This window comes from Pseudomonas sp. KnCO4, assembly GCF_045344305.1.
GTDB lineage: Bacteria > Pseudomonadota > Gammaproteobacteria > Pseudomonadales > Pseudomonadaceae > Aquipseudomonas > Aquipseudomonas anuradhapurensis.
Genome location: NZ_CP174199.1, coordinates 2,442,598 through 2,463,495 on the forward strand (window position 1 = coordinate 2,442,598; position 20,898 = coordinate 2,463,495).

Consider the following 20,898-nt stretch of genomic DNA (forward strand, 5'->3'; position numbering starts at 1 on the left):
TGTAGGCACGTCCAGGCGCAGGGCCCCGACGCGTCAGCAGCTTTGCCCGACGCGGGCCATTAGCCGCTGTGCTATCAATACCCGCATGCCTCAGGGGTACAGAGGACCAAGAATTACTGCTGGAGTCCGCCCCGCTGAGCATCAAGCTGATGTTCAGCATCGCCAACGCCACGCTTTTCGCCCATGTGCTGACCACCGAACAATTACCGCAGCAGTTTACCGCCTGGGTCATCGAGGCTGGGCTTACACTCGTGATCTTCCAGCTGGTGGTCAACGGGGTGCTGCTGGTGGCAGGCGCGTTCATACTGTCGGCGATCATCCTGATCCTGGCGCCGATCCTGTTCCCGGTCGCTACGCGACTGGACATCGATCCGGTGGGCACTGGCATCCTCATGGTGAAACCTGGAAATCGGCCTGATTACCCCTCCGGTCGGGCTCAAGCTGTTCGTCACCTCCGCCGTGACCGGCATGGCTGGGGCGTTGTCCGAACACGGTTGACCGAAACGCCATGGGCAGGATATGTGGTGGCCCGCCTGACACAGTGGGTAGCTGTGTCAGGCGTGGCGATCCGCTTGCCCAATTGCAGTGGATCGCCAGTTGCTACTGCTAGACGGTCGAACCGGCTTTGCTCACGGTAGGTGCTCGGCGCAGGTTATACGCCCCCCAGGCCAGGCCTAGCAGTGCCGCCAGCACCGAGGCGGAAAGCACGCCAAGTTTGGCCGCCGCCAGCGCGCCTGGCTCGGCGAAGGCGAGATTGGCAATGAAGATCGACATGGTAAAACCGATGCCGGCCAGCAACCCGATCAAGAAAATGCTGCGCCAGCCTACCTCGGCGGGAAGCGCGCACCAGCCCAAGCGCACCATCAGCCAACTGACGCCGACGATGCCCAAGGGTTTGCCAGCTACCAGGGCGACAGTGACGGCGATCATTACCCATTGCGGGGCCTCGGCAGACAGATCGACACCCGAAAGATTTACCCCGGCGTTGGCCAAGGCAAACACTGGCATGATGCCGAAAGCTACCCAGGGATGCAGGGTACCTTGCATGCGCACCACCGGCGGCACCAGTTCACGCTGGGCCAAACGCAGCCGTTTCAACGGGTCCATGAGGTCGCTGGCATCCCGCTCTGGCGCCCTGGCGCGTCCCAGCAGTTCTCCGGTAAAGCGGGTAACTGCATCCAGCGGGCGCTCGCGCATCGGCATTGCGCTTACAGGCGTCATCAGGCCCAACACAACGCCGGCGAGGGTCGGGTGGGCTCCGGTCAACAAGACACCCAGCCAAGTGATTGCGCCAGGAATGATATAGGCGTAGGCAGCACCTACACCGATCTTCTGGAGCCCGATCACCATCAGCAGGCCGATCACTGCAACGCCGAAACCGCTGTAATCCAGGCCACCTGAATAGAAGAACGCGATGATCAGCACTGCGATGATGTCATCGATGATCGCCAGGGCCAGCAGGAACACGCGGACGTTGGACGGGATCGACTTGCCGAGCAGCGCCAGAACCCCCACCGCAAAGGCGATATCCGTAGCCGTCGGGACGGCCCAACCTTGTTGTTCTGCCGATGCGTGGCCAAAACCCAGATAGAGGAGGGCGGGCACGGCGACACCGCCGATGGCGGCTGCCATCGGTAGCGTGGCTTGGCGCAGGCTGGACAATGCGCCCTCGTGGATTTCGCGACGGATCTCCATGCCGACGACCAGGAAGAAGATGGTCATCAAGCCATCGTTGATCCAGAAATGCAGGGACTGTGAATAGACCAGCGAGCCAACACCGATCGTCAACGGCGTGTGCCAAAGGCTGTCGTAGCTGTCGGCAGCTGGAGAGTTCGCCCAGATCAGTGCGGCCACAGCGGCAAGCAGCAGGACAATGCCGCTGACTGCTTCAATGTGTACGAAGCGTTCTAGGTTGGCGAAGGCACGCTCGGCCAGTTGCTGGGCGCGAGGCAATTCCTTTTTTTGCATAGGCGCAAGTACTCCCGCATGGCGGCCCGACCTGCGCTGTTCTTTAACCTGCCTCTCTGCACCGTGCAGTTGGCACCCATCCGGTAGTCTACCGAACAAACACCGTCAGATGAACGAAAAGTACCAAACCTGATGTTTCGCAGCGCAGCGTGAACACGCGGTGGGCGTCGGCTTCGACGATGGCTGTGGCGCTGGGCATCTGCGCGCTTAAAGACTGTCCGGATCGCCAAAGAACATAGCTGTAAAGTCACACCTTCATGGAACAACAGTGTCCAGCCATGTCGCAGCATTAGATCGCGAACTCACCGTCGATATCTTCGTCCAGATTTACCAAGTGGTCCGCATTAGCGAGCATGGTTTGCGCCAGGTCGTCCGGGAGTGTGGTGACGTTGCGTCCGCTTCGGATATCCGCCTCCAGCAAACTCAGGAACGCACCGATGGCGGGGTCTTCATGGATGGCTTCTACGCGGCTGACCACGACGTCTCCGGCGCGTACGTCGAATGCGATTTTGCCACCGGTGTCAACACCCAAAAGCTGGCGAACGGATTTGGGCACTGTGGCCTGCCCCTTCGAGGTCAATGTGGCGATTTCGTGGATGGCAGGCATGAGCGCTCTCCCGAAAGTATTGATTGGATGGTAAGGAACAGTCCTTACATGGTCAATCTTGGTTTTCTGCTGATCAAGCATAGGCGGGGTGGACGCTCGGTAGCGCTGCAGGAGTAGTTACACCACCTCCCGGGACACGACCCATCAGTTTTCCTGAACGTACATGAGCTGTCTGAAATCCTGCTCGACAGCCTTTCTGGCCTCATGCATTTCGTATTCCACTTTCTCGAACAGTTTTTGCAAGTTAGGCGTTTCTCCTTGTCCCAGTGACTCGTCTGAACGCATGGCTACTCTGGACTGATCCAATGTTTTTGCCGCTGCGACATAAAAGCTGGAGATCTTTTCTGAGGTCTTCCTTGAGAAATAGATTTTGTTTTTTTCGTAGCTTTCAACAAAGGCATCGAATTTGGGTAATGCAAATTCATAGGCCTGTTGGATTGACGGTCGTTTCCTTCCGAAATAATCCGGGCGGATAGTTTCGTATATCGCTTCGTGAAGATCGACGAGCAGCTTGTAGCATTCGTCGATGAACATAGCTCTTTTCTCGATCAGCTTGGCATGGCCCAGTTGCACCGCGTGACGTTCGATTTGTAATTCATGCTCAAGGCTTTGTGTCTGACGAGCGTGTTCGGTTTTGAGTTGCTCTATAAAAATTTCGTTGCGGGCCTTCTCTTTCGAATTCATCCGGTCCCTCCAAACATTGCCCAGCCATGCGGACAAACCGGCAATGGTGACGCCGCTACTTATCAGGCCAGTTAAAGAGTTGAAAAAATCATCCATGCTGCATTGCTCTCTTGCGAAAAATGGTTGAAAAATTAGCGCTCATCAAACTTTATTCGGTCCCAAAGCCATGTCGTGGATACGTCCGGCAGGAAGGTCGAGTCCGGAGGCAATTTGTAAGGTGGTTTTATTATTTTTTTCAAAGATGGTGACGTCTTTCGAGGCTGCGCGCAAGGCGTCTATCCAGTCGCCAGCACTTTCAATTTTGCCTTTGAGTTGCAAACCATTACGAACTTTTGAGTCAAAAGCGGGGCCGACGCGGCCATTGGTGACCAGCATGATTGCCTTGGAAATTCCGACTACTCCGGCCAGTCCGTGGCGTGGAGCCTTTCTCTTGCGAGCCGGGTTGTTGCGCTCATAGGACAATCTTTCGAAGTTATTCCACAGCTCGTGCAGGGCATTAATGGATTGCGGGTTGAAAGAGCCCGGGTTGGCCATGTCGAACCCACTCAGGATCTGAGCATAGGGCAGTGCCTGAGCAAAAAGATCATCTATATAAGGGGCGGGGTGAACCGTCGCACCTGTGGTTGCAAGCTGCCTAATGGGATTGCCTCGGCAAGCTTGCCAACGGCCTAGTGTCAGTTTCAGTTCATGAGGGCGGCGCTGATTCGGGGTGTTCAGCCAGTCGCTCCAGTGCTGCACGTAGACAGGGTTGAACCGGGCGATTCTTTGCTTGAGTTCGGCAATGGTATCCATGGCAATGCCTGGCATGTGATCTCACTTTGAGTGTCGAGAACCGATAGGGGGTAAGAGCAGCGCTGAATTTGGTGCCGCCAACATGGTTACAGCGAAGTGGGTGTGGGCTGTTTGGGTTTGACCAGTGCCAGATACACCCCCGCACCTTTCCCGGGGACGATGTAGTTGGCGTCGCACAGATCGGTCACCAGGGTTGGTGCCATGGCCAGTTCAAGCTGGATAGCCGTTGCGTATCGGAATGCGCTATCGCTCAGACTTTCGCTGAAAGTGTTTAGGAATTCCTCACAGGTCGCGAATTTCCCATAGCTGTAGCCACCCTGCTGGTCTTGGTAAAAGCGTGAGTAGACCAGCAGTACGATGCCCCAGCGCTCGATGATTTCGTTGGGCTTAGTCAGGGGAATGGGCTTGATCAGGTCTTTACGAATGCCCTTGATTTTGTCGTAAGCGTTTTTGTTGTTGTGAACGATCTTGAACTCGATAGCTTTCGACGGTGTTTCGCCATAGCTGTCTTCGACCCAGATATCCACCTTGCGCCGTTCGGCGGCGATCAGCCAACGGGGAACGTTGATACGGTCAGGCAGGGCACTGTCCGGCTTGAACTCTTCACAATCATCCAACTGGCCACCGAGACCGAATCGATCACGATGGATGTCCAGCAGCGCTGCCGACTCCAGGCTCAGCCACAGCTCCGGCGCTACGGTGACGACGATTGATTTGAGGATGCGTTTGCGTTCTTCTTGTTGCAGATGAGTCAGTAGAAATTCGGTAAAGGCGGGAACGAAGGACATGAGATCTCCGCATCAGGTCCGAGAGATGGCGCAAGGTTGATCAACCGGCAGACATCATAGAACGAGGCGACGAGAAAAACTGCTACTCCGAAGGGCTTTCTGAAGCTACGGAGCTTGCGCATCTCTCCTAGTATATCGGCTTAGATCCATAAAAAGCGGCGTGCATTTTGTAGCGTATTGCGGCGCCGCTTTACGCAGGCTGGCCAGCCCCGGGGGCCTCAAGAAACTCGTCGATGGCGTCTTTTGTGCCAGTAACTGCGCAGATGAGCTGGTAGCTGGCGTGACTCATATTGCAGGCTCCACGCGAGGTACGTGGTGATGCGATCCTCCCATTCTTTTTGCAGGCTGTCGTCCTCGGTAATTTCGCGCAGATCTAGCCCTGCTGTGCCAAGCGCTGTGATAGCCAAGGTAAGCAAACGATTATCTGCGCCCAGGCGCTCGATGTAAGTCAGCAGGGCACTTGACTGATCATCCCCCTGGAGCTTCTGGATCCTTGGATAACACCGAAATAGGTCTTCGATCACAGTTGCCCAGGTGTCAAAAGGATCGGAGCAGACATGGGCGTGGAAGGCGGCCTCCAAGACCGCCGACCACAGCTCGGTCATTTGTGCCGCAAGAGCCGGCGGGGCGTCCGCACTCGTGCCTGTTCGGATCATGGCGATGCCCACTCCTGCAAGGAACAGGCTTGGGACACCGAGATCCCTGATGGGTTGTCCCAGCCGATCACGCCTGAGCATCGGCACGAAACGGTTGAATGCAACTCGCCATCTGTCGGTTACAGACTCCTCGTCGCTTAGATAGAGATCTGCGACCAACGTATGCTGCCAACTATATTTGTACTGGGCTGAGGAACCGAACTGGCTGCGGGCCGCAACCAGAAGGCTCTCGAACGCCTCGCGTAAATTCGCTGCGATGGGCAATTTTTTGTGCAGTATTAATGCAATGAAGAAGTGAAAGTAGGCGCGCTCGTCTTCCTTGTCCGCTAGCGTGATCAGTTTGAGATCCTGAAGCCCAATTTTCAGTGGCTTTACTGGAGGTAGGATTAGCGTTGCCGCTGGAAACCCATTGTTTGCCAATTGAACAATGCATTCATCGATGAGCGTATCCACATATCTGGAGGCCCAGAACCAGTGAATCGGCCTCAGCAGATGTACCAGCCAGTTCACGCAGAGGTAATCACCGTCGGGGCGTGCGAGTAGCACCGACAGAATTGAACGAACCTTGACTCTGATTTCGTCCAGATCTGCCATAGGCTCTGCGCTTCCTGGTGGATTGCCAAGCTCTTGCAAATATCGGAAGGCAACTTCAAGCAGTAGAGGTGCCATCACGTTTCGGTTCCAGTTACCTTCATCACTTTGGACGTTTGGGGCGCTTTCTAAAAGTGTAAGCAGATGGTCGAAGTCGTAACGAATGTCATATGTGTAGAGCATGTCAGACGCAATCGTCGGGAAGGTGAGCTTTTCAGCCATTTGAAGAAAGCGTTTTGCATCGGCACGGCGGGCAGGCATTAGCAGAGAGAGTACTTCGGGACCTAGGTAGCTCATTCCCCAGGCATGTGAACGCCAGAGCTCGCAAATGTCTGTTTGTTGCTGCCAATCCTTGAGCACGTCCATTCGATGTTGATGGCGGAAGTGGTCCGGATCTTCATGCAGCTCATTCTCATAGGTAATGACAGATTCCAATGCATGCCACAGTGGATGATCCGTCGATGCGAGAGCGTCCTGGGTCGCGTCGGTGAAGCCGATGGTGATTAGGTAATCGTATTTGGCAAGCAATGCCACTGGTACGATATCGGTACTGAACTGAGCGCGTGTAAGTAGTGCGTCGCCTAGAGCAAGGCCGACGATTAGGGCTTCGCCACGCTCTGCGTCATTGTTTCTCAAAGCCTGCAACACGGTGTAAATCGCATGCTTCGACTGTTCTGGAAGGTCTAGATTATCGAGAGCTTGTCGGTGCAGCAGGCTGTGATCACGGAGCTTCTCAGGAATATCTTCGGTGTCGCCATTGAGGTTAGCGAGAAACTGGCCCAGTAGCCTGGCAATGGCGTCTCGTGCGTAGGGAACCCAGGGCTGTTCGCAGAGTGCGCGTGCTACTTCATCCTCTTGGATACATCGATTGACGTAATAGTCAGTTTCAGCGATGCGTGGATCAATCATGGCATTTTCTCCGCATCGACGACCATATCCGTTGTTTGGCTGGCAGGCGCCAAAGCAGACGGTTCGGTTTTCGGAGAAGGATCGGGCATACCAAGCGATCCACGTTTGAGCTTGCGGGCCCAGCGGAGCAGTTTGACGAACTTTGAGCACGGTGCAGATTCGCGCGTCGCCAGGCGATGCTGCACCCAATCATCTAGGGTTTTGGTCCGATCCGGGTCATGTAGAACCTGGCTAATCTTGTCGATCACCGGCTCAGGTGCGGGAAGCTTGATCATCATGCCGGCACGTTCGCCGAGCGAGTTTAGTGAGTTTCCGGTGAACCAGACATCTTCGTCGATTACCAGAAACCTGTCATGCACCGTTGGCATAGCACCTGTCATCACGCGCACTTTGATGTGCTTCATGTGATCTTGGGATGTGTTTAGCAACATAGCCTCTCCGGTTTCCTTGTCCTTGTAGTGTTCGTCAGGCTTGGCCATTGCGGTGCTTGCGCCAGTGAGAATCGTCACTTTGGTGTTCAAATAGGCCGTGGCAGCGGCGAAACTGAAAAGCTCCGTCGTAGCGAAGTATGGATCGATGATCCATACACGATGTTTGGCATCGCCGATCAACTGGCGAACGAAGCTTGTGGCCTCTTCTTGGTTGCGATGCAGCCATTTTTGCCCTAGGCCTTCGGCTGCCGATGTTCTCTGACGGTCATACTGTCCTTTGCGCAGCCTGGCGGGGATGTCGTTAGCGGCAGCAGGTTTGCCCATCACACGCTCCGAAGCCCGCTCTCGGATCGCAACGTTGAATGAGAGGCCATCCTTGCCGGGGATTTGAATCGCTTTTTGAGTACCGATGACCTCAAGACCGAAATTCATCTGTCTGCAGTAGCTGCGTTCTTTTTTCCAAACCAGCACGCCCCGTACCGGGCAACGAATGAACAGCTCGAATATCTCAGCTGTTCCTGCATGAGATATTTCTAAGTACGAGTCCTTGGCAGTGATAGTTTGTATGGCGCTTATTCCCGTAGGGCGTTTCTCCAGCATCATTACTTGAAGACCCGTGGCCGAGTGGTTATGTCTTGGTGACATTCGCAGTACGGTTCTTTCCGCGCCATGCTCATCGACATGGAGTCTGATCTGCAGGTCACGCAAGACGGGATTCGGCAAAAGAAGATGTACCGAGCCGAATTGTTCTGGATGACGCAGGAAATCGATACCCAGCTCGCTGCACAGCCACGAGACTGATGCCGGCTCGGTGTCGCAGAGCTGAGCTATTATGGTCGGGCAGTGGCGAGGCATCAGGTGGTGCACACGGAGTACTCCTTCCACGTCACTGACCGCGACGAAGTCTTCCGTGGTCACTAGGTGTGGCCAGGCCGGTTCGGGGAATAGCCTCTCGTGCAGCAGTTGGTAACGTTGCTCATCGCCCATCAGCAACTGCACTTCACCATTGAGGCAGTTGTGATACCAGTCCTGGGCTTGCTTGGCCGTCACGACATAGCGACGGCGTACCAATCGGCTGCCGCTCTTCAATTTTTTGACCGAGCAGCTGGTCGACGGTTCTTCGGCTGGAGCACCAAGCTCGGTGGGAAGTAATTGTGCAGTGGCAAATACTAAGTGACAGAGCTTGTTATGAAACAGGCATGCCACATCGACAACGGCACTTTGATAATCATTGTCGAGTATGGCCGAATTTGGGTTAGTGATTGACATTTGGTCCTTGCCTCCTTAATGGATCCAATGCCTGGTGTGGCACAATGATGCGTATATGCTATCAGTGCAGTAGAAGCAAGCAATTGCAACATCAAGGCTCAGAAAGGCAAGCCGCAGCAAGGTCCGTCACCAGAATGTTCTAGTGTCCTGAGCGGTTAGTTCGTTTTCTAGCGTGCAGTGATATGCATCGATATGCTATGCACTCTGCGCCCCGAGATGGTTCCAAGTATGTCTCGTCCAATTGCTCCCTTTGGAGCAACCCGACGACGTTCTTACACTCCAAGTTTGGCTGCGCATGATTACGCTGGAGCAGAGCCTTGCTCAGCGGGCGCGGATACTGCTTTTGCTCAATGAAGGGGTGACGCCCATCGCCATCAGTGGGCAGTTACAGATCACTACACCAACCGTGTTCAAGTGGCAAAAGCGTTATCTGGAGTCGGGCATCGACGACCTGATCGCACCAAGCGCCGCTTCGTAGAGATGGGGCTGGAAGTGGGGCTGAACTAACAGGCTCGGCCTTGGGGGGGCAGCGCAAGCTCAGTGGCAAGGAAGAGGCTCTGCTGATCGCCACCGGCTGCACCAATCCGCAACGGAGCGTGTGCGTTGGACGCTGGAATTGCTCGCCGACACTTTCGTCAAACTGACCAAGCACGAAGAACTATCGCGCGAGACGCTACGTCGGCGCTTCGCCGAGAACGATCTGAAGCTCTGGCGCAAGGACATGTGGTGCATTCCCAAGGTCGACGCACAATACGTTGCACGCATGGAAGATGCACTCGACCTGTACGCCGAAACCCCTAATCCACAGCACCCAGTGGTGTGCTTCGACGAAAGTCCAACCCAACTCATCGGTGAGGTAAGCCAACCGATTCCGGCCGAGCCGGGCAAACCTTGCGTTACGACTGCGAATACAAGCGCAACGGCACCGCCAATCTGTTCGTCTTCCTTGATGCAGACCGTAGCTGGCGCAAGGTGAAAGTCACCGAAGGGCGAACAGCAGATGATTTCGCTCACTGCATACGCGACCTAGTCGATATCCACTACCCCCAGGCAGCGCGCATCCGGGCCATGCTGGACAATCTGTCGCCCCACACGCCTGCTGCGCTCTACCAAGCCCTGCCACCTGCAGAAGCCCGTCGCATCCTGCAGTAGATCGAATTCCACTACCCCCAAAGCACGCCACTTGGCTCAACATGGTCGAGATCGAAATCGGCGTGCTGCGAAGCCAGTGCCTGGATCGCCGCCTCGACTGCCGCGATCGGCTGATAGCCGAGGTTGCGGCTTGGGAGCAACTGCGAAACGCCAGCGGCGCCCGCGTCAACTGGATGTTCGTTGCCAAGGCGGCGCGGGAAAAACTGGCCAAGGCCTACCCAGTACCGACTTATGACAAACCGTCATAATTTCTGTGCAGCTGTATTAGAGGCTGTCAGGGTCGCCAAAGAACATCTGTATCCGCGACCGCAACCAGCGCTCTGCCGGGTCATTATCCTGCGCCCCGCGCCAGGCCATGTGCAGTTCGAAACTGCGCACCTCAAGCGGCAAGTCCTCCGCCCGCAGCCCACCCGCTGCGGTCAGCGCATCAGCCGTGTAGTCCGGCACGGTGGCCACGATATCCGTGCCCGCCAGCAAACTCCCCAGGCCGTTGAACTGCGGCACCGCCAGCACCACATGGCGCTTGCGGCCAATTTCCTCCAGGGCTTCGTCGATGAACCCCGACAGGTCACCAGCGAACGACACCAGCGCGTGCGGCCGGGCACAGAAGTCGTCCAGGGTAATGGCGCCGGGGACGCTGTCGGCGCGCAACAGCTTGGGCATGCTGCGGCGCAGCACCTTGCGCTTGGCGTTGGCGGGTAGCTCGCTGGTGTAGCTGACCCCCACCGAGATCTCGCCCGAAGCCAGCAGCGTCGGCATCAGCAGGTAGTTGACCCGGCGCACCACCAGCACGATGCCCGGCGCTTCGGCACGGATACGCTTGAGCAACTGCGGCAGCAGGGCGAATTCGGCGTCGTCCGACAGGCCGATGCGGAACACCGCGTTGCTGGTCGCCGGGTCGAATTCGGCAGCGCGGCTGACCGCGGTGGAGATCGAGTCCAGCGCCGGGGACAGCAGGGCGAAGATCTCATGCGCCCTGGCCGAGGGTTCCATGCTGCGGCCGGTGCGCACGAACAGCGGGTCGTCGAACAGGTTGCGCAGGCGCGACAGCGCCGCGCTGATCGCCGGCTGGCCGAGGAACAGTTTTTCCGCGGCACGGGTCACGCTGCGCTCGTGCATCAGCGTTTCGAACACAATCAGCAGGTTGAGGTCTACGCGACGCAGGTCGTTTCGATTCATCGGGGCGCTTCGCCTGAAAGGGTGCAGGGGTGAATCTTAAGGCCAAAGGCTGGTACCCTGCACGGGTTTACGGGGGCCAATCGCAAGGAAAGTCAGGTGCCCAATCGATGACAAGCATGTCGACTATTAATGACCACTGATGGTCTAACCGGTAAAGCCCGGATAGAGTTCGTGGTAATTAGAGGTTCACAATGGCGAGGTATGCGATGTCCCGCATGATCCGTTTCCACAAGTTCGGCGCTGCCGATGTGCTCCGCTGCGAGGAGCAGGCCGAACCGTCACCCGCTGCCGACGAGGTGCAGATCCGCGTCGAAGCGATTGGCGTCAGTTGGTATGACGTGCTCTGGCGGCAGAACCTGGCACCGTCCCAGGCACGCCTGCCGGCGGGGATCGGCCATGAGATGGCCGGGGTGGTGACGGCGGTCGGCGAAGGCGTCGAAGACATCGCGGTAGGCGACCGGGTGGCCAGTTTCCCGGCCACCAGTGCCAACGACCACCCAGTATATGGCGATGTCGTCGTCCTGCCACGCACTGCCATTACCCGCTACCCGGATGTACTCACGCCGATCGAGGCCAGCGTGCACTACACGCCGCTGCTGATCGCCTATTTCGCCTACGTCGACCTGGCCCGGGCCAAAGCCGGGCAGACCGCGCTGGTCACCGATGCCAGCCATTGCGCGGGCCCGGCCTTCGTGCAACTGGGCAAGGCCCTGGGCTTGAAAGTGTTTGCCGCTACCAAGGACGCGGAACAGCGTGATTACCTGCTGGGCCTGGGCGCCGACAAGGTGATCGTCACCGAAGAACAGGATTTGCTGCTGCAGGTTGGCAAGTACACCGACGGCCGTGGCGTGGACATGGTCCTCGACGGCATGGGCGGGCCGCAGATGTCATTGCTGGGCGATGTCCTGGCACCGCGTGGAAGCCTGGTGCTGTATGGCCTGCAAGGTGGCAACCAGACGCCGTTCCCGGCCTGTGCGGCGTTCCAGAAGAATATCCAGTTCTATGTGCATTGCATCGGTAACTTCACTGGCAAGCCGGAGCTGGGTATCAGCCAGGACCAGGTCGCGCTGCAGCGCGCCCTGCGCGATATCAACCAGTTCACTGCCGACCAGCTGCTGACACCGCAGATCATCAAGATGTACCCCTTCGAGCAGGTGGTGGAAGCGCACCGCTACATGGACCAGTGCCCGTGCGGTGGGCGTGTGGTGTTGGATATGGGGCGCCACTGACACCACTGACGGTTGTTCAATGGTCGGAAAACCCGGGGCTGCCCCGGGTTTTTTTGTGCCTCGAAAAATGATTGATAGGTAAAAACCAGAAGTTTCTTACAATACTGCGAGAGTCGGATTACATGCCTGTGGTGGTTTTCGTGCTCTATCGAAATATCTCGGCATGTTTTTCGCCTTGTATTCTATTTACATCGCAGTCAATGTGACTTTTCATTTTTGCTGAATGGTTTTTATACCCTGATCTGTATCTTCCATTCGCTTTGCATCGCTCGATAATGGCCCAATGATGGTTTGCGCAAGGAATGTGGGATGAGCAGGGCTATGCACAAGCCAGGGCGGTGTTTGCCAGCGCCGCGCAGTCGCAGTGGTGCATTTTTCTCGATGGCCTGGCGACAGTGAATAGTTACGTCATTACTTCCTTTCGTTTGTAGGAAATATCTTCGGGAAAGGTCGACGCATATATACGAGCGAGGTGTTGTTCGGTATGCAGCGGCTGTTTGAAGTTGATGAGGTGACTCCGTGACGGCTATTCACGACCAGGCAATGCACTATATCTACCAGCAAGTGCTCGAGCGTTTGCTGAACCACATGTCCAAGGCCCAGCGTGCCTCTTTGCAGTTGCTGATTCAGCGCTTGCTGGTCGCTGCAGGCGGGCCGGAGTACATTGGCACCCTCCGCCTGCTGGTATTGCAGGGCTGCGACCGTCGCAGTGCGCGGCTGTTGGCCATGCTGCGTGCCGCGCAGTTGAGCATTGCCTTGCGTGCGCCGGCCACGTTCCAGTTGCGGGTGCTGGTGGTCAGCTTGCCCGCCGCCGACAGCGCTACGCTGGAACACCATGAGCGCAGCTTCAGCGCGCTGTTCCTGCAGGACGACCCGCGGGTGCAGCTACAGATGATCGAGGGGCGCGACGTGGTACCGTTCAGCCGCCAGCTCTCGGCAGCGTATGAACGGCGGCTGCAAGCGCGAGATGCCTTGCTGATATTTGGCCACCTGGTCGATGCCAGGCCCGAGGCCCTGTTGGGTAGCCGCCTGCATCTGGAGCTGGCCGATGCCGTGGGCGCCGCGCTGCAGGCCCAGGCACCTGGCGACGTACTGGTTACTGCTGTCCCGGCGTCCCTGCGCCGGCGCTACCTGGCCTGGGCCCGGCGTAGCCTGCGCCTGGCAGGGGCGCAAGGACCGCACTGCGGCCATCAGTGCCTGGCGACGCTGAGCCAGGGGCTGGGTTGGCTGCACGGTAGCGTCGGCGGTGCACTCGAACCCCAGGGCGAGGCGTCAGTGGGCATGGTGGTGGAGGATGCGCCCGTGCGGATGTTTGTCATCGATGACTTGCTGCCGCATTTGCTCGAAGAGCAACAACTCGACCTCATGCTCGGCTGTGGCTTCGCCGCGTGCCAGGATACCTGGCCACTGGCGGCGTTCATCGACCCATCGGCCTTGGCCCAACTGCACGAACTGCGCGCCCGCAGCCTGGAGCCCCAGGCCGGTCGACCAGCGCTACGCCTGGCAGGCAAGCCAGGCGGCAGCCGGCCCGCCGATGCACAGCAGATGCAGTTTGGCAAAGCCTACGGTATCAACCAGACCCAACTGGTGTGCGTCCTGTTCAGCCCGTTTGCCAGGCAGGGGAAGAACCTCGAGCGATTCCTGCAGTGCCGGCATGCCGACATGCTGGTGGCGTTGCCGTATCTGCACCGTGCCCTGCAGGGCAAAACCTGCCCAGAGGCGGTCAAGGACTGGCTGGTGAACACCAGTGGCCTGCCGCTGGCGCAACTGCGGGCGATCTATGACGGGCGCCTGCGCCTGGCGGCCTGGCGCCTGATGAGCAACCTGGCGCAACGCGATATCCAATTGCGCTGGTTGCCGCCCGGCGCGGCAGGGCGGCGGCGCGGTGCGGCAGGGCAGCCCTGATGAAAACGCGGGCCGTACGGGGCGAGTTTGCCTATCGCAAGGTGTACCGCTACCTGATAGCGCTGATTGACGAGGCGCCTGGCGCAGGCCCATGCCGCTTACCGTCGCTGCGAGCGCTGTCGCGCCGGCTGCGAGTATCGTTGGCCACCGTGCAGAGCGCCTACAACCTGCTGGAAGAGGAGGGCCGGGTTCGCTGCCTGCCAAGGTCGGGATACTTCATCCACGAGGCTGCCAAGGGCGAGGCCGCGAGCATGCCCGCGCAGGCCCCCTTGCCTGCGCAGCCAACCCTCGAGCGTGCCTTGTTCAGCCACGAGCGGCGCCTGGCGCGCCAGCGCACGCACACTGCCAGCGCCTGGGCGGAACTCGGCAGCGCCCGCCTGCGCCATGCGCTGGCACAGCGTTATACCCGCTCCTCCAGCCAGTATTGGCGCGCCGAGAATGTGCAACTGGCCCCGGATGTCCCGGCACTATTGGAGACACTGCTGGCCGCGCTGGCCCTGCGAGGGCGGACCGTGCTGGTGCATGTGCCCTGTTGCCCGCAAGTGCTGCGCGCCCTGGCACGTGCCGGCATGCGCGTGCTGGAGCTGCCGGCAGACCCGCGTGGCAACCCCGACTTGCGCGCCGTGGCCCGGCTGCTGGGGAGCGAGCCGGTGTGCATGATGGTCGTGCCGTCGTGCCTTGGCATGCCGCAAGGGCGCCTGGTGGCGCCGTACTACCAGCGCCAGCTTGGCCAGTTGTTGGCCCGCCACCCGGTATGGCTGCTGGAGAACGACCTGGACAGCGAGCATTGCTACAGCGGGCCGCCGACCCAGCGCCTGCGTGACTGGGTCGATCCACGCTGGCTGCTGGTGATGGGGGCGTTCGAAGCGGTGGTCGGGGCCGAAGCACCCTACGCCTATGTCCTGGCCCAGGATGCGGTATTGGCCGGTACGTTCGCCGAGCGCGCGTTTCGGCTTGCGCCACTGCGCCTGCAGGCGCTGGCGCAAATGCTCGGCAGACGGGAGATAGAGGCACAACTGGTAGGCTTGCGCTCAGACCTGCAAAGGCGCGCACTATGCCTGGCACACGCGCTGGAGCTGCAGTTCGGCGCGCGCGTGGTGCTGGAAATGCCTGAGGGGGGCCAGGCACTCTGGGTGCGTTTCCGCCAGCCGCTGGTGTGGGAGGGGGTCGCCGCGGCCTTGGCGGGTTCGGCACTGCATGCACTGCCTGGCGGGCAGTTCAGCCTGCAGGGGCAGTATCAGCAGTACCTGGCGTTGGTGTGGGTGGGGGAGCAGACGGAGGCCTTGCACCAGGCTGTGGAGCGCCTGGCCCAGGCACTGGAGCTGCGTTGCGGGCGGCCCGCCAGCATTGTGGGTTGAACACGGCACGACCCACGGCACTTGCCAGGCGGGCTGATCTGTATGTATAACCAGTATCTACTCCAGCCGCCTGACCCCATTTCCAGTGATCGCCCATTCCGTCGATGACCCGTTCTACTACCTGCACAATTTCCGCCAGGTGCTGCTGTGGGTCGAACAACGCTACGCAGACCTGCTTGACGATCAGGAACTGGCTTTCATCCGCACCTTCAGCCAACTGGCCGCCCCGGCGCAGGCGCTGATGGTGCGCATGGTCATGCGCAAAGGCGAGCTGTTTCGCAGCGACCGCCTCGACTATGCCGAAATCGGCGACACCGGCCAGGCGCTGCAACCGTTGCTGGCCCTCGGCTGGGTGCAGGAACCGGCGCACCTGGCGCTGGAGCAGCTGTTCGCCTTGTTGCGCAAGGACGAGCTTGCCCGCTGTCTTGCCGGCTACCTGAGCCACCCACGCGCTGCCAAGCAGCAGTTGCTGGCCCAACTGCAACCGCTGGGCCTGGCGCCCCGGCCATTGGCCGAGTGGTGGCCGGGCAGCGACCTGCGTATCTTGCAGTGGCGCCTGCAACCGCTGTGCGACCGCATGCGCCTGCTGTTCTTCGGCAACCTGTATCAGGACTGGTCGGACTTCGTCCTCGCCGATCTTGGCCTGTTGCGCTACGAACAGGTGCCGTTCAGCACCGACTCGCGGGCCTTGCAGCAACGCGCCGAGGTCGACCTGGCCATGGCCCTGCATCATTGTGCCGAACGCCTGGAGCAAGGTGACGACCCAGGCGCGATCCTCGCCACCCTGCACGGCCTGCACAGCGACAACCCATGGCTGGCCCGGCGTTATGCGCGCCTGCAATTTGCCCTGGGCCAGCAGTGCGAGCGCCAAGGCGACTGGGCGCAGGCCATGGCCGTCTATGCCCAGTGCAGCCATGCCCAGGCGCGCATCCGCCAGGTGCGGGTGCTCGAGCGCAGCGAGCAATGGCCCCAGGCGCATGCCCTGGCACTGCAACTGGCGGCGGCACCGGCCAACGCGCTGGAAGTGCAGGCGCTGGAGCGCATGCTGCCACGCCTGGCACGCAAGCTCGGTGGCCCACCACAACCGCGCCGGCGTGCCGCCGCCCTGGAGCTTATCGAACTGGAGCTGCCACGCGAACACGCCGCGCTGGGCGTGGAGGAGGCTGTTCGGCGACACCTGGCCGAAGCGGATGGGCCGGTGCATTACGTGGAGAACACGCTGTTCAACAGCCTGTTCGGCCTGCTGTGCTGGGAAGCGATCTTCGCCCCGGTGCCTGGCGCGTTCTTCAACCCGTTCCAGGCGGCGCCCCAGGACTTGCACGACAGCGACTTCCAGCACCGCCGCAGTGCCCAGTTCGAGCGTTGTCTGGGGCAGCTCGACGACGGCAGCCATCACCAGGCCATTCTCGACTGCTACACCGCCAAGCAGGGCTTGCAGTCGCCGTTCGTGTTCTGGGCCATGCTCAGCGAGACGCTGCTGCAACAGGCGCTGGCCTGCCTGCCCGCGGCGCACTTGAAGCAGTGTTTCCTGCGCCTGCTGCAGGACATCCGCAACAACCGCACCGGCATGCCCGACCTGATCCAGTTCTGGCCTGGGCAGGGCCGCTACCGCATGGTCGAGGTCAAGGGGCCGGGCGACCGCCTGCAGGATAACCAGCTACGCTGGCTGGAATTCTGTCGCGCCCACGGGCTGCCCGTCGCGGTGTGCCATGTGCGCTGGAGCGAAACACCGTGAGCTACAGCGTGGCGGTGCGTGCCCTGTGCGAATTCAGCGCCAAGGTCGGCGACCTGGACCTGCGCTTCACGCCATCGCCTACCGCCCAGGAGGGGATCGAGGGGCATCGGCGGGTGGTGGCACGGCGCGCGGCGGGCTACGAGTCGGAAATCACCCTCGAAGGCCAGTTCGAAACCCTGAAGGTGCGTGGTCGTGCCGATGGTTATGACCCCGCCTGCAATCGCCTGGAAGAAATCAAGACCCACCGTGGCGACCTCGCGCGCCAGCCGGCCAACCATCGCCAGTTGCACTGGGCGCAGGCCAAGGTCTATGGCTGGTTGATGTGCCAGGCACGGCAACTGCCGGCCATCGAGGTGGCGCTGGTGTACCTGGACGTGGACAGCGACGGCCAGACGCTGCTCAGCGAGCACTGTACCGCCAGCGAACTGCAAGCCTTCTTCGAAACCCAGTGCCAGCGCTTCCTGGCCTGGGCACAACGGCAGGAGCAGCGCCTGGCCGAGCGTAACCGTGGCCTGCAGGCATTGGCCTTTCCGTATCCGGCGTTTCGCCAGGGCCAGCGGCAACTGGCGGAAACCCTGTACAAGGCGGTGAGCACCGGCCGTTGCCTGATGGCCCAGGCCAGCACCGGCATCGGCAAAACCCTCGGTACCTTGTTCCCGCTGCTCAAGGCCATGGCCCCGCAGCGCCTGGACAAGCTGTTCTTCCTGACCGCCAAGACGCCAGGCCGGGCCCTGGCCCTCGATGCCATGCGCCAGATCACCGACGCCACCCCGCAACCGGCCTTGCGCACCCTGGAACTGATTGCCCGCGACAAGGCCTGCGAATACCCCGACAAGGCCTGCCACGGCGAGTCCTGCCCATTGGCAGCGGGCTTCTACGACCGCCTGCCTGCTGCGCGCGAAGCAGCCGCCGCGTTGCCGTTGCTGGACCGCGCGCAGCTGCGTGAGGTGGCCTTGGCGCACCAGGTGTGTCCGTATTACCTGGGCCAGGAAATGGCACGCTGGGTCGACGTGCTGGTGGCGGACTACAACTACTACTTCGATGCCTATGCCTTGTTGTTCGGCCTGACCCAGGTCAACCAGTGGCAGGTGGCAGTGCTGGTGGACGAGGCGCACAACCTGGTCGAGCGCGGGCGTGGCATGTACAGCGCCAGCCTCGACCAGGGCCAGCTGCTGGCCCTGCGCCAGAGCAAGCCCGCCGGGCTGGTCAGCGCACTGGACCGCTTGAACCGGCAGTGGAACGCGCTCTACAAGGAGCAGCGGGCGCCTTACCAGGCCAGCGAGTCGCTGCCGGAAGGCCTGCTGCGTGCCTTGCAGCAGTGCATCGGGCTGATCCAGGAACAGATGAACCAGGCGCCTGCGCAAATGGACCCACAGGTCCTGCAGTTCTTCTACCAGGCCCTGCAGTTCAGCCGCGTCGCCGAGCTGTTCGACGAGCACTTCCTGTTCGACATCAGCCAGCGCCAGGGGCCACGCCAGCGGCGGCTGGCCACCCTGAGCCTGCGCAACGTCACCCCGGCGCGGCTGTTGGCCCCGCGCATGCAGGCGGCGCGCAGCGTGACGCTGTTTTCGGCGACGCTGAGCCCGCGGCATTTCTACAGCGACCTGCTGGGCATGCCGGCGGATACCGCCTGGCTGGAGGTGGCGGCGCCGTTTCGCGCCGAACAGCTGCAAGTGCGCATCGCCAGCCAGGTGTCCACCCGCTACCAGCAGCGCCAGGCCTCGCTGGCGCCGATCGTCCAGCTGATTGCCGAGCAGTATGCGCGAATGCCCGGTAACTACCTGGCTTTCTTCAGCAGTTTCGAGTACCTGCAGCAGGTGGCCGGGCTGTTGGCCGAGCAGCATGCACAGATTCCCTTGTGGTGCCAGGAGCCCGGCATGGACGAAGCCGCCCGCCAAGGCTTCCTCGACCGCTTTGTGGCGGATGGCCGTGGCGTCGGTTTTGCAGTCCTGGGCGGCGCTTTCGGCGAGGGCGTGGATTTGCCGGGCACGCGGTTGATCGGTGCGTTCGTCGCCACGCTCGGGCTGCCCCAGGTGAACCCGGTCAACGAGCAGTTCAAGCAGCGCCTGGGGCGGCAGTTTGGTGCGGGGTTCGATTACGCCTACCTCTACCCGGGCGTGCGCAAGGTCATCCAGGCGGCGGGCCGGGTTATTCGCGGTGATCAGGACCGTGGCGTACTGGTGCTGATCGACGAACGCTTCGCCGAACCCCGGGTGCAGCAGATGTTCCCGGGCTGGTGGCCAGTGGCCGAACAGCTGGGCGCAGGTTAACCCGGCATGCCATCGGCACGTGGCCGCAGCAGGATGGGCAGGTAATGCAGCAGGAACAACAACAAGGCCAGGCTCCAGCACAGCGCCGCAAGGCTCACCCCCAACGGCGTGAACACTGCCAGCAGCACCCGCGCCAGCGTCGCCAGCTGCATCAGGGCAAACGCCCAGGCAACGCGTTTCGGTACCTGCAGCGGCCTGCCGGTATGGCCCAGGCTGACCCGTGCCATCATTGCCAGGATCAGCCCGCTCATGGCCCCGACGGTCAAGGCATGGGTGACCAGGCTGGGGTTCAGCGCTACCCCTGCATGCCATAGCGCCATGCCCAGGCAGGCGATGGCCAGCCAGGCATAGGCCAGGTGCAGCGACCACAGCAGAGGTACCCGCCACAAGCCGCGATCATGCCACTGCAGCAGGCGGGTGACCTGCAGCGCAAACAAGGTGCCGAACAGCAGTGCCAGGCCGATATTCGGCGTGTCGGCCAGGCCCGCGACGAAGGCCAGCGGTACCGCCACGCTCAGCAGCAGGCAGGCCCGATCCTGCCAGGGGCGGGCAGGGGCCGGGGTCATGTTGCCCAACCCGCGCCGGGTGAAGAACGGGATGACGCGCCCACCCAGCATGGTCATCATGGCGGCCACCAGCCACAAGCCGGCGAACACTCCCCGCCGTTGCCACAGCTCGTCCTGGCGCAGCCAGCCGGCCAGGGTCAGCCACTGGCAAGCGGCAATCAGCAGCACCAGGCCGACAATGGGGTAGTTGTTGCGCAAGCGCCGTTGCACGATCGGCTGTGCCAGGGCCAACGCCACCAGGGGCAGGAAGCTCCCTTCGATCAGCACCAGCAAGCTGCCCGGCAGCGCGACAAACCAACTCGCGCGGCCCAGCAGCCACAGCAGGAACAGGCCTTGTAACGCACGCCCATGCAGGCCCAGGACGCCGCTCCAGTTCTGCACCGCAGTCAGCAGGAAGCCGGCGACGATGGCTGCGGCGAAGCCGTAGAGCATCTCGTGGCGATGCCAGGCCAGCATGCCGCCGGCGGGTGAAGGGGCAATGGCGCCGGCTAGTACGCCGGCCCACAGCAGCACGGCGAGCAGGGCAAACAGGCTGCCACCGAGAAACAATGGGCGGAAACCCAGGCCCCAGACGGCCTGGCGTGGGCGTGAATCGATCGGTTGCACGAGCATGGGCGGACCTGGATTCGTGAGTGGGCTTCAATTGCGGTAAGATCACGAACCGTGCCAGTTGCAAAACCCTTGTATATCAAGGTAATGGCACCGCTCCGGGTCCAAATGACTTGCATGCAGCGCAGTCATGCCGACTCGCTGATATGTCGTTTTGACTTGCTCCAAGGTCTGGCCGGTGCGCCGCTGGCCTACGCTTC

General features: G+C 60.6%; 15 protein-coding genes and 2 pseudogenes. 8 read left to right on the plus strand and 9 right to left on the minus strand.

All coding sequences use genetic code 11. The features are described from left to right. Positions 1-116: 116 nt before the first annotated feature. Positions 117-638, plus strand: a pseudogene (locus tag ACJA3S_RS11560) (TRAP transporter large permease subunit); the annotation flags it as partial. Here ACJA3S_RS11560 and nhaA read toward each other — a convergent pair. The 7 genes from nhaA to ACJA3S_RS11595 all read right to left on the minus strand — a co-directional run bounded on the left by nhaA (position 607) and on the right by ACJA3S_RS11595 (position 8,695). Further along, the gene (gene nhaA, locus ACJA3S_RS11565; protein WP_406821934.1) at positions 607-1,968 is read right to left on the minus strand and encodes a Na+/H+ antiporter NhaA; all 1,362 of its coding nucleotides are present in this window, start codon (positions 1,966-1,968) and stop codon (positions 607-609) included. The pseudogene ACJA3S_RS11560 and the gene nhaA overlap by 32 nt on opposite strands. 289 nt (positions 1,969-2,257) lie before the next feature. Further along, positions 2,258-2,575, minus strand: a complete 318-nt coding sequence (locus tag ACJA3S_RS11570; protein ID WP_406821935.1) for a type II toxin-antitoxin system PrlF family antitoxin — start codon at positions 2,573-2,575, stop codon at positions 2,258-2,260. Positions 2,576-2,719: 144 nt separating this feature from the next. Continuing rightward, complete coding sequence (locus ACJA3S_RS11575) at positions 2,720-3,355, minus strand: hypothetical protein (protein WP_406821936.1); 636 nt, start codon at positions 3,353-3,355, stop codon at positions 2,720-2,722. A 45-nt stretch (positions 3,356-3,400) separates the two neighbouring features. After that, positions 3,401-4,051, minus strand: coding sequence for a hypothetical protein (locus ACJA3S_RS11580; protein WP_406821937.1), 651 nt, complete (start codon positions 4,049-4,051; stop codon positions 3,401-3,403). An 86-nt stretch (positions 4,052-4,137) separates the two neighbouring features. Beyond that, complete coding sequence (locus ACJA3S_RS11585) at positions 4,138-4,839, minus strand: hypothetical protein (RefSeq protein ID WP_406821938.1); 702 nt, start codon at positions 4,837-4,839, stop codon at positions 4,138-4,140. Positions 4,840-5,057: 218 nt separating this feature from the next. Beyond that, positions 5,058-6,995 (minus strand): hypothetical protein, encoded by a 1,938-nt coding sequence (locus tag ACJA3S_RS11590; protein WP_406821939.1) that lies wholly within the window; start codon positions 6,993-6,995, stop codon positions 5,058-5,060. Beyond that, positions 6,992-8,695 (minus strand): VPA1262 family N-terminal domain-containing protein, encoded by a 1,704-nt coding sequence (locus tag ACJA3S_RS11595; RefSeq protein WP_406821940.1) that lies wholly within the window; start codon positions 8,693-8,695, stop codon positions 6,992-6,994. The genes ACJA3S_RS11590 and ACJA3S_RS11595 overlap by 4 nt, the downstream gene beginning before the upstream one ends. Before the next feature lie 295 nt (positions 8,696-8,990). On the opposite strand from ACJA3S_RS11595, the gene ACJA3S_RS11600 reads away from it, so the two are divergent. Then, positions 8,991-9,173, plus strand: a complete 183-nt coding sequence (locus tag ACJA3S_RS11600) for a helix-turn-helix domain-containing protein (RefSeq protein ID WP_406821941.1) — start codon at positions 8,991-8,993, stop codon at positions 9,171-9,173. Continuing rightward, positions 9,128-10,095: pseudogene (locus ACJA3S_RS11605) on the plus strand (IS630 family transposase); the annotation flags it as partial. The gene ACJA3S_RS11600 and the pseudogene ACJA3S_RS11605, both read left to right, overlap by 46 nt. A 16-nt stretch (positions 10,096-10,111) precedes the next feature. On the opposite strand, the gene ACJA3S_RS11610 reads toward ACJA3S_RS11605, so the two are convergent. Next, positions 10,112-11,026, minus strand: coding sequence for a LysR family transcriptional regulator (locus ACJA3S_RS11610; protein WP_112249302.1), 915 nt, complete (start codon positions 11,024-11,026; stop codon positions 10,112-10,114). A 206-nt stretch (positions 11,027-11,232) separates the two neighbouring features. Between ACJA3S_RS11610 and ACJA3S_RS11615 the strand changes: the two genes are divergently transcribed. The 5 genes from ACJA3S_RS11615 (at position 11,233) to ACJA3S_RS11635 (ending at position 19,523) form a co-directional block, all read left to right on the plus strand. Beyond that, positions 11,233-12,255, plus strand: a complete 1,023-nt coding sequence (locus ACJA3S_RS11615; protein ID WP_406821942.1) for a zinc-dependent alcohol dehydrogenase family protein — start codon at positions 11,233-11,235, stop codon at positions 12,253-12,255. A gap of 519 nt (positions 12,256-12,774) precedes the next feature. Next, positions 12,775-14,160, plus strand: a complete 1,386-nt coding sequence (locus ACJA3S_RS11620; RefSeq protein ID WP_406821943.1) for a hypothetical protein — start codon at positions 12,775-12,777, stop codon at positions 14,158-14,160. After that, positions 14,160-15,518 carry a GntR family transcriptional regulator gene (locus ACJA3S_RS11625; protein WP_406821944.1) on the plus strand — a complete coding sequence of 453 codons (1,359 nt, stop codon included), beginning with the start codon at positions 14,160-14,162 and terminating at the stop codon, positions 15,516-15,518. The genes ACJA3S_RS11620 and ACJA3S_RS11625 overlap by 1 nt, the downstream gene beginning before the upstream one ends. Positions 15,519-15,603: 85 nt before the next feature. Further along, positions 15,604-17,253 (plus strand): VRR-NUC domain-containing protein, encoded by a 1,650-nt coding sequence (locus ACJA3S_RS11630; RefSeq protein WP_406821945.1) that lies wholly within the window; start codon positions 15,604-15,606, stop codon positions 17,251-17,253. Further along, positions 17,250-19,523: an ATP-dependent DNA helicase gene (locus tag ACJA3S_RS11635; protein ID WP_406821946.1), complete on the plus strand. Its 2,274-nt coding sequence runs from the start codon at positions 17,250-17,252 to the stop codon at positions 19,521-19,523. Before ACJA3S_RS11630 ends, ACJA3S_RS11635 begins: the two co-directional genes overlap by 4 nt. On the opposite strand, the gene ACJA3S_RS11640 is transcribed toward ACJA3S_RS11635, so the two are convergent. Then, on the minus strand, positions 19,520-20,701 hold the full coding sequence (locus tag ACJA3S_RS11640; protein ID WP_406821947.1) for an NnrS family protein: 1,182 nt from the start codon (positions 20,699-20,701) through the stop codon (positions 19,520-19,522). The genes ACJA3S_RS11635 and ACJA3S_RS11640 overlap by 4 nt on opposite strands. Between the last annotated feature and the right edge of the window lie 197 nt (positions 20,702-20,898).

Excerpts from the sequence above, each read along its gene's own strand:
- ACJA3S_RS11590 (WP_406821939.1), bottom strand. The coding sequence starts at position 6,995 with ATGATTGATCCACGCATCGCTGAAACTGACTATTACGTCAATCGATGT.
- ACJA3S_RS11625 (WP_406821944.1), top strand. The coding sequence starts at position 14,160 with ATGAAAACGCGGGCCGTACGGGGCGAGTTTGCCTATCGCAAGGTGTAC.
- nhaA (WP_406821934.1), bottom strand. The coding sequence starts at position 1,968 with ATGCAAAAAAAGGAATTGCCTCGCGCCCAGCAACTGGCCGAGCGTGCC.
- ACJA3S_RS11570 (WP_406821935.1), bottom strand. The coding sequence starts at position 2,575 with ATGCCTGCCATCCACGAAATCGCCACATTGACCTCGAAGGGGCAGGCC.
- ACJA3S_RS11575 (WP_406821936.1), bottom strand. The coding sequence starts at position 3,355 with ATGGATGATTTTTTCAACTCTTTAACTGGCCTGATAAGTAGCGGCGTC.
- ACJA3S_RS11610 (WP_112249302.1), bottom strand. The coding sequence starts at position 11,026 with ATGAATCGAAACGACCTGCGTCGCGTAGACCTCAACCTGCTGATTGTG.
- ACJA3S_RS11595 (WP_406821940.1), bottom strand. The coding sequence starts at position 8,695 with ATGTCAATCACTAACCCAAATTCGGCCATACTCGACAATGATTATCAA.
- ACJA3S_RS11600 (WP_406821941.1), top strand. The coding sequence starts at position 8,991 with ATGATTACGCTGGAGCAGAGCCTTGCTCAGCGGGCGCGGATACTGCTT.
- ACJA3S_RS11615 (WP_406821942.1), top strand. The coding sequence starts at position 11,233 with ATGTCCCGCATGATCCGTTTCCACAAGTTCGGCGCTGCCGATGTGCTC.
- ACJA3S_RS11585 (WP_406821938.1), bottom strand. The coding sequence starts at position 4,839 with ATGTCCTTCGTTCCCGCCTTTACCGAATTTCTACTGACTCATCTGCAA.
- ACJA3S_RS11640 (WP_406821947.1), bottom strand. The coding sequence starts at position 20,701 with ATGCTCGTGCAACCGATCGATTCACGCCCACGCCAGGCCGTCTGGGGC.
- ACJA3S_RS11580 (WP_406821937.1), bottom strand. The coding sequence starts at position 4,051 with ATGGATACCATTGCCGAACTCAAGCAAAGAATCGCCCGGTTCAACCCT.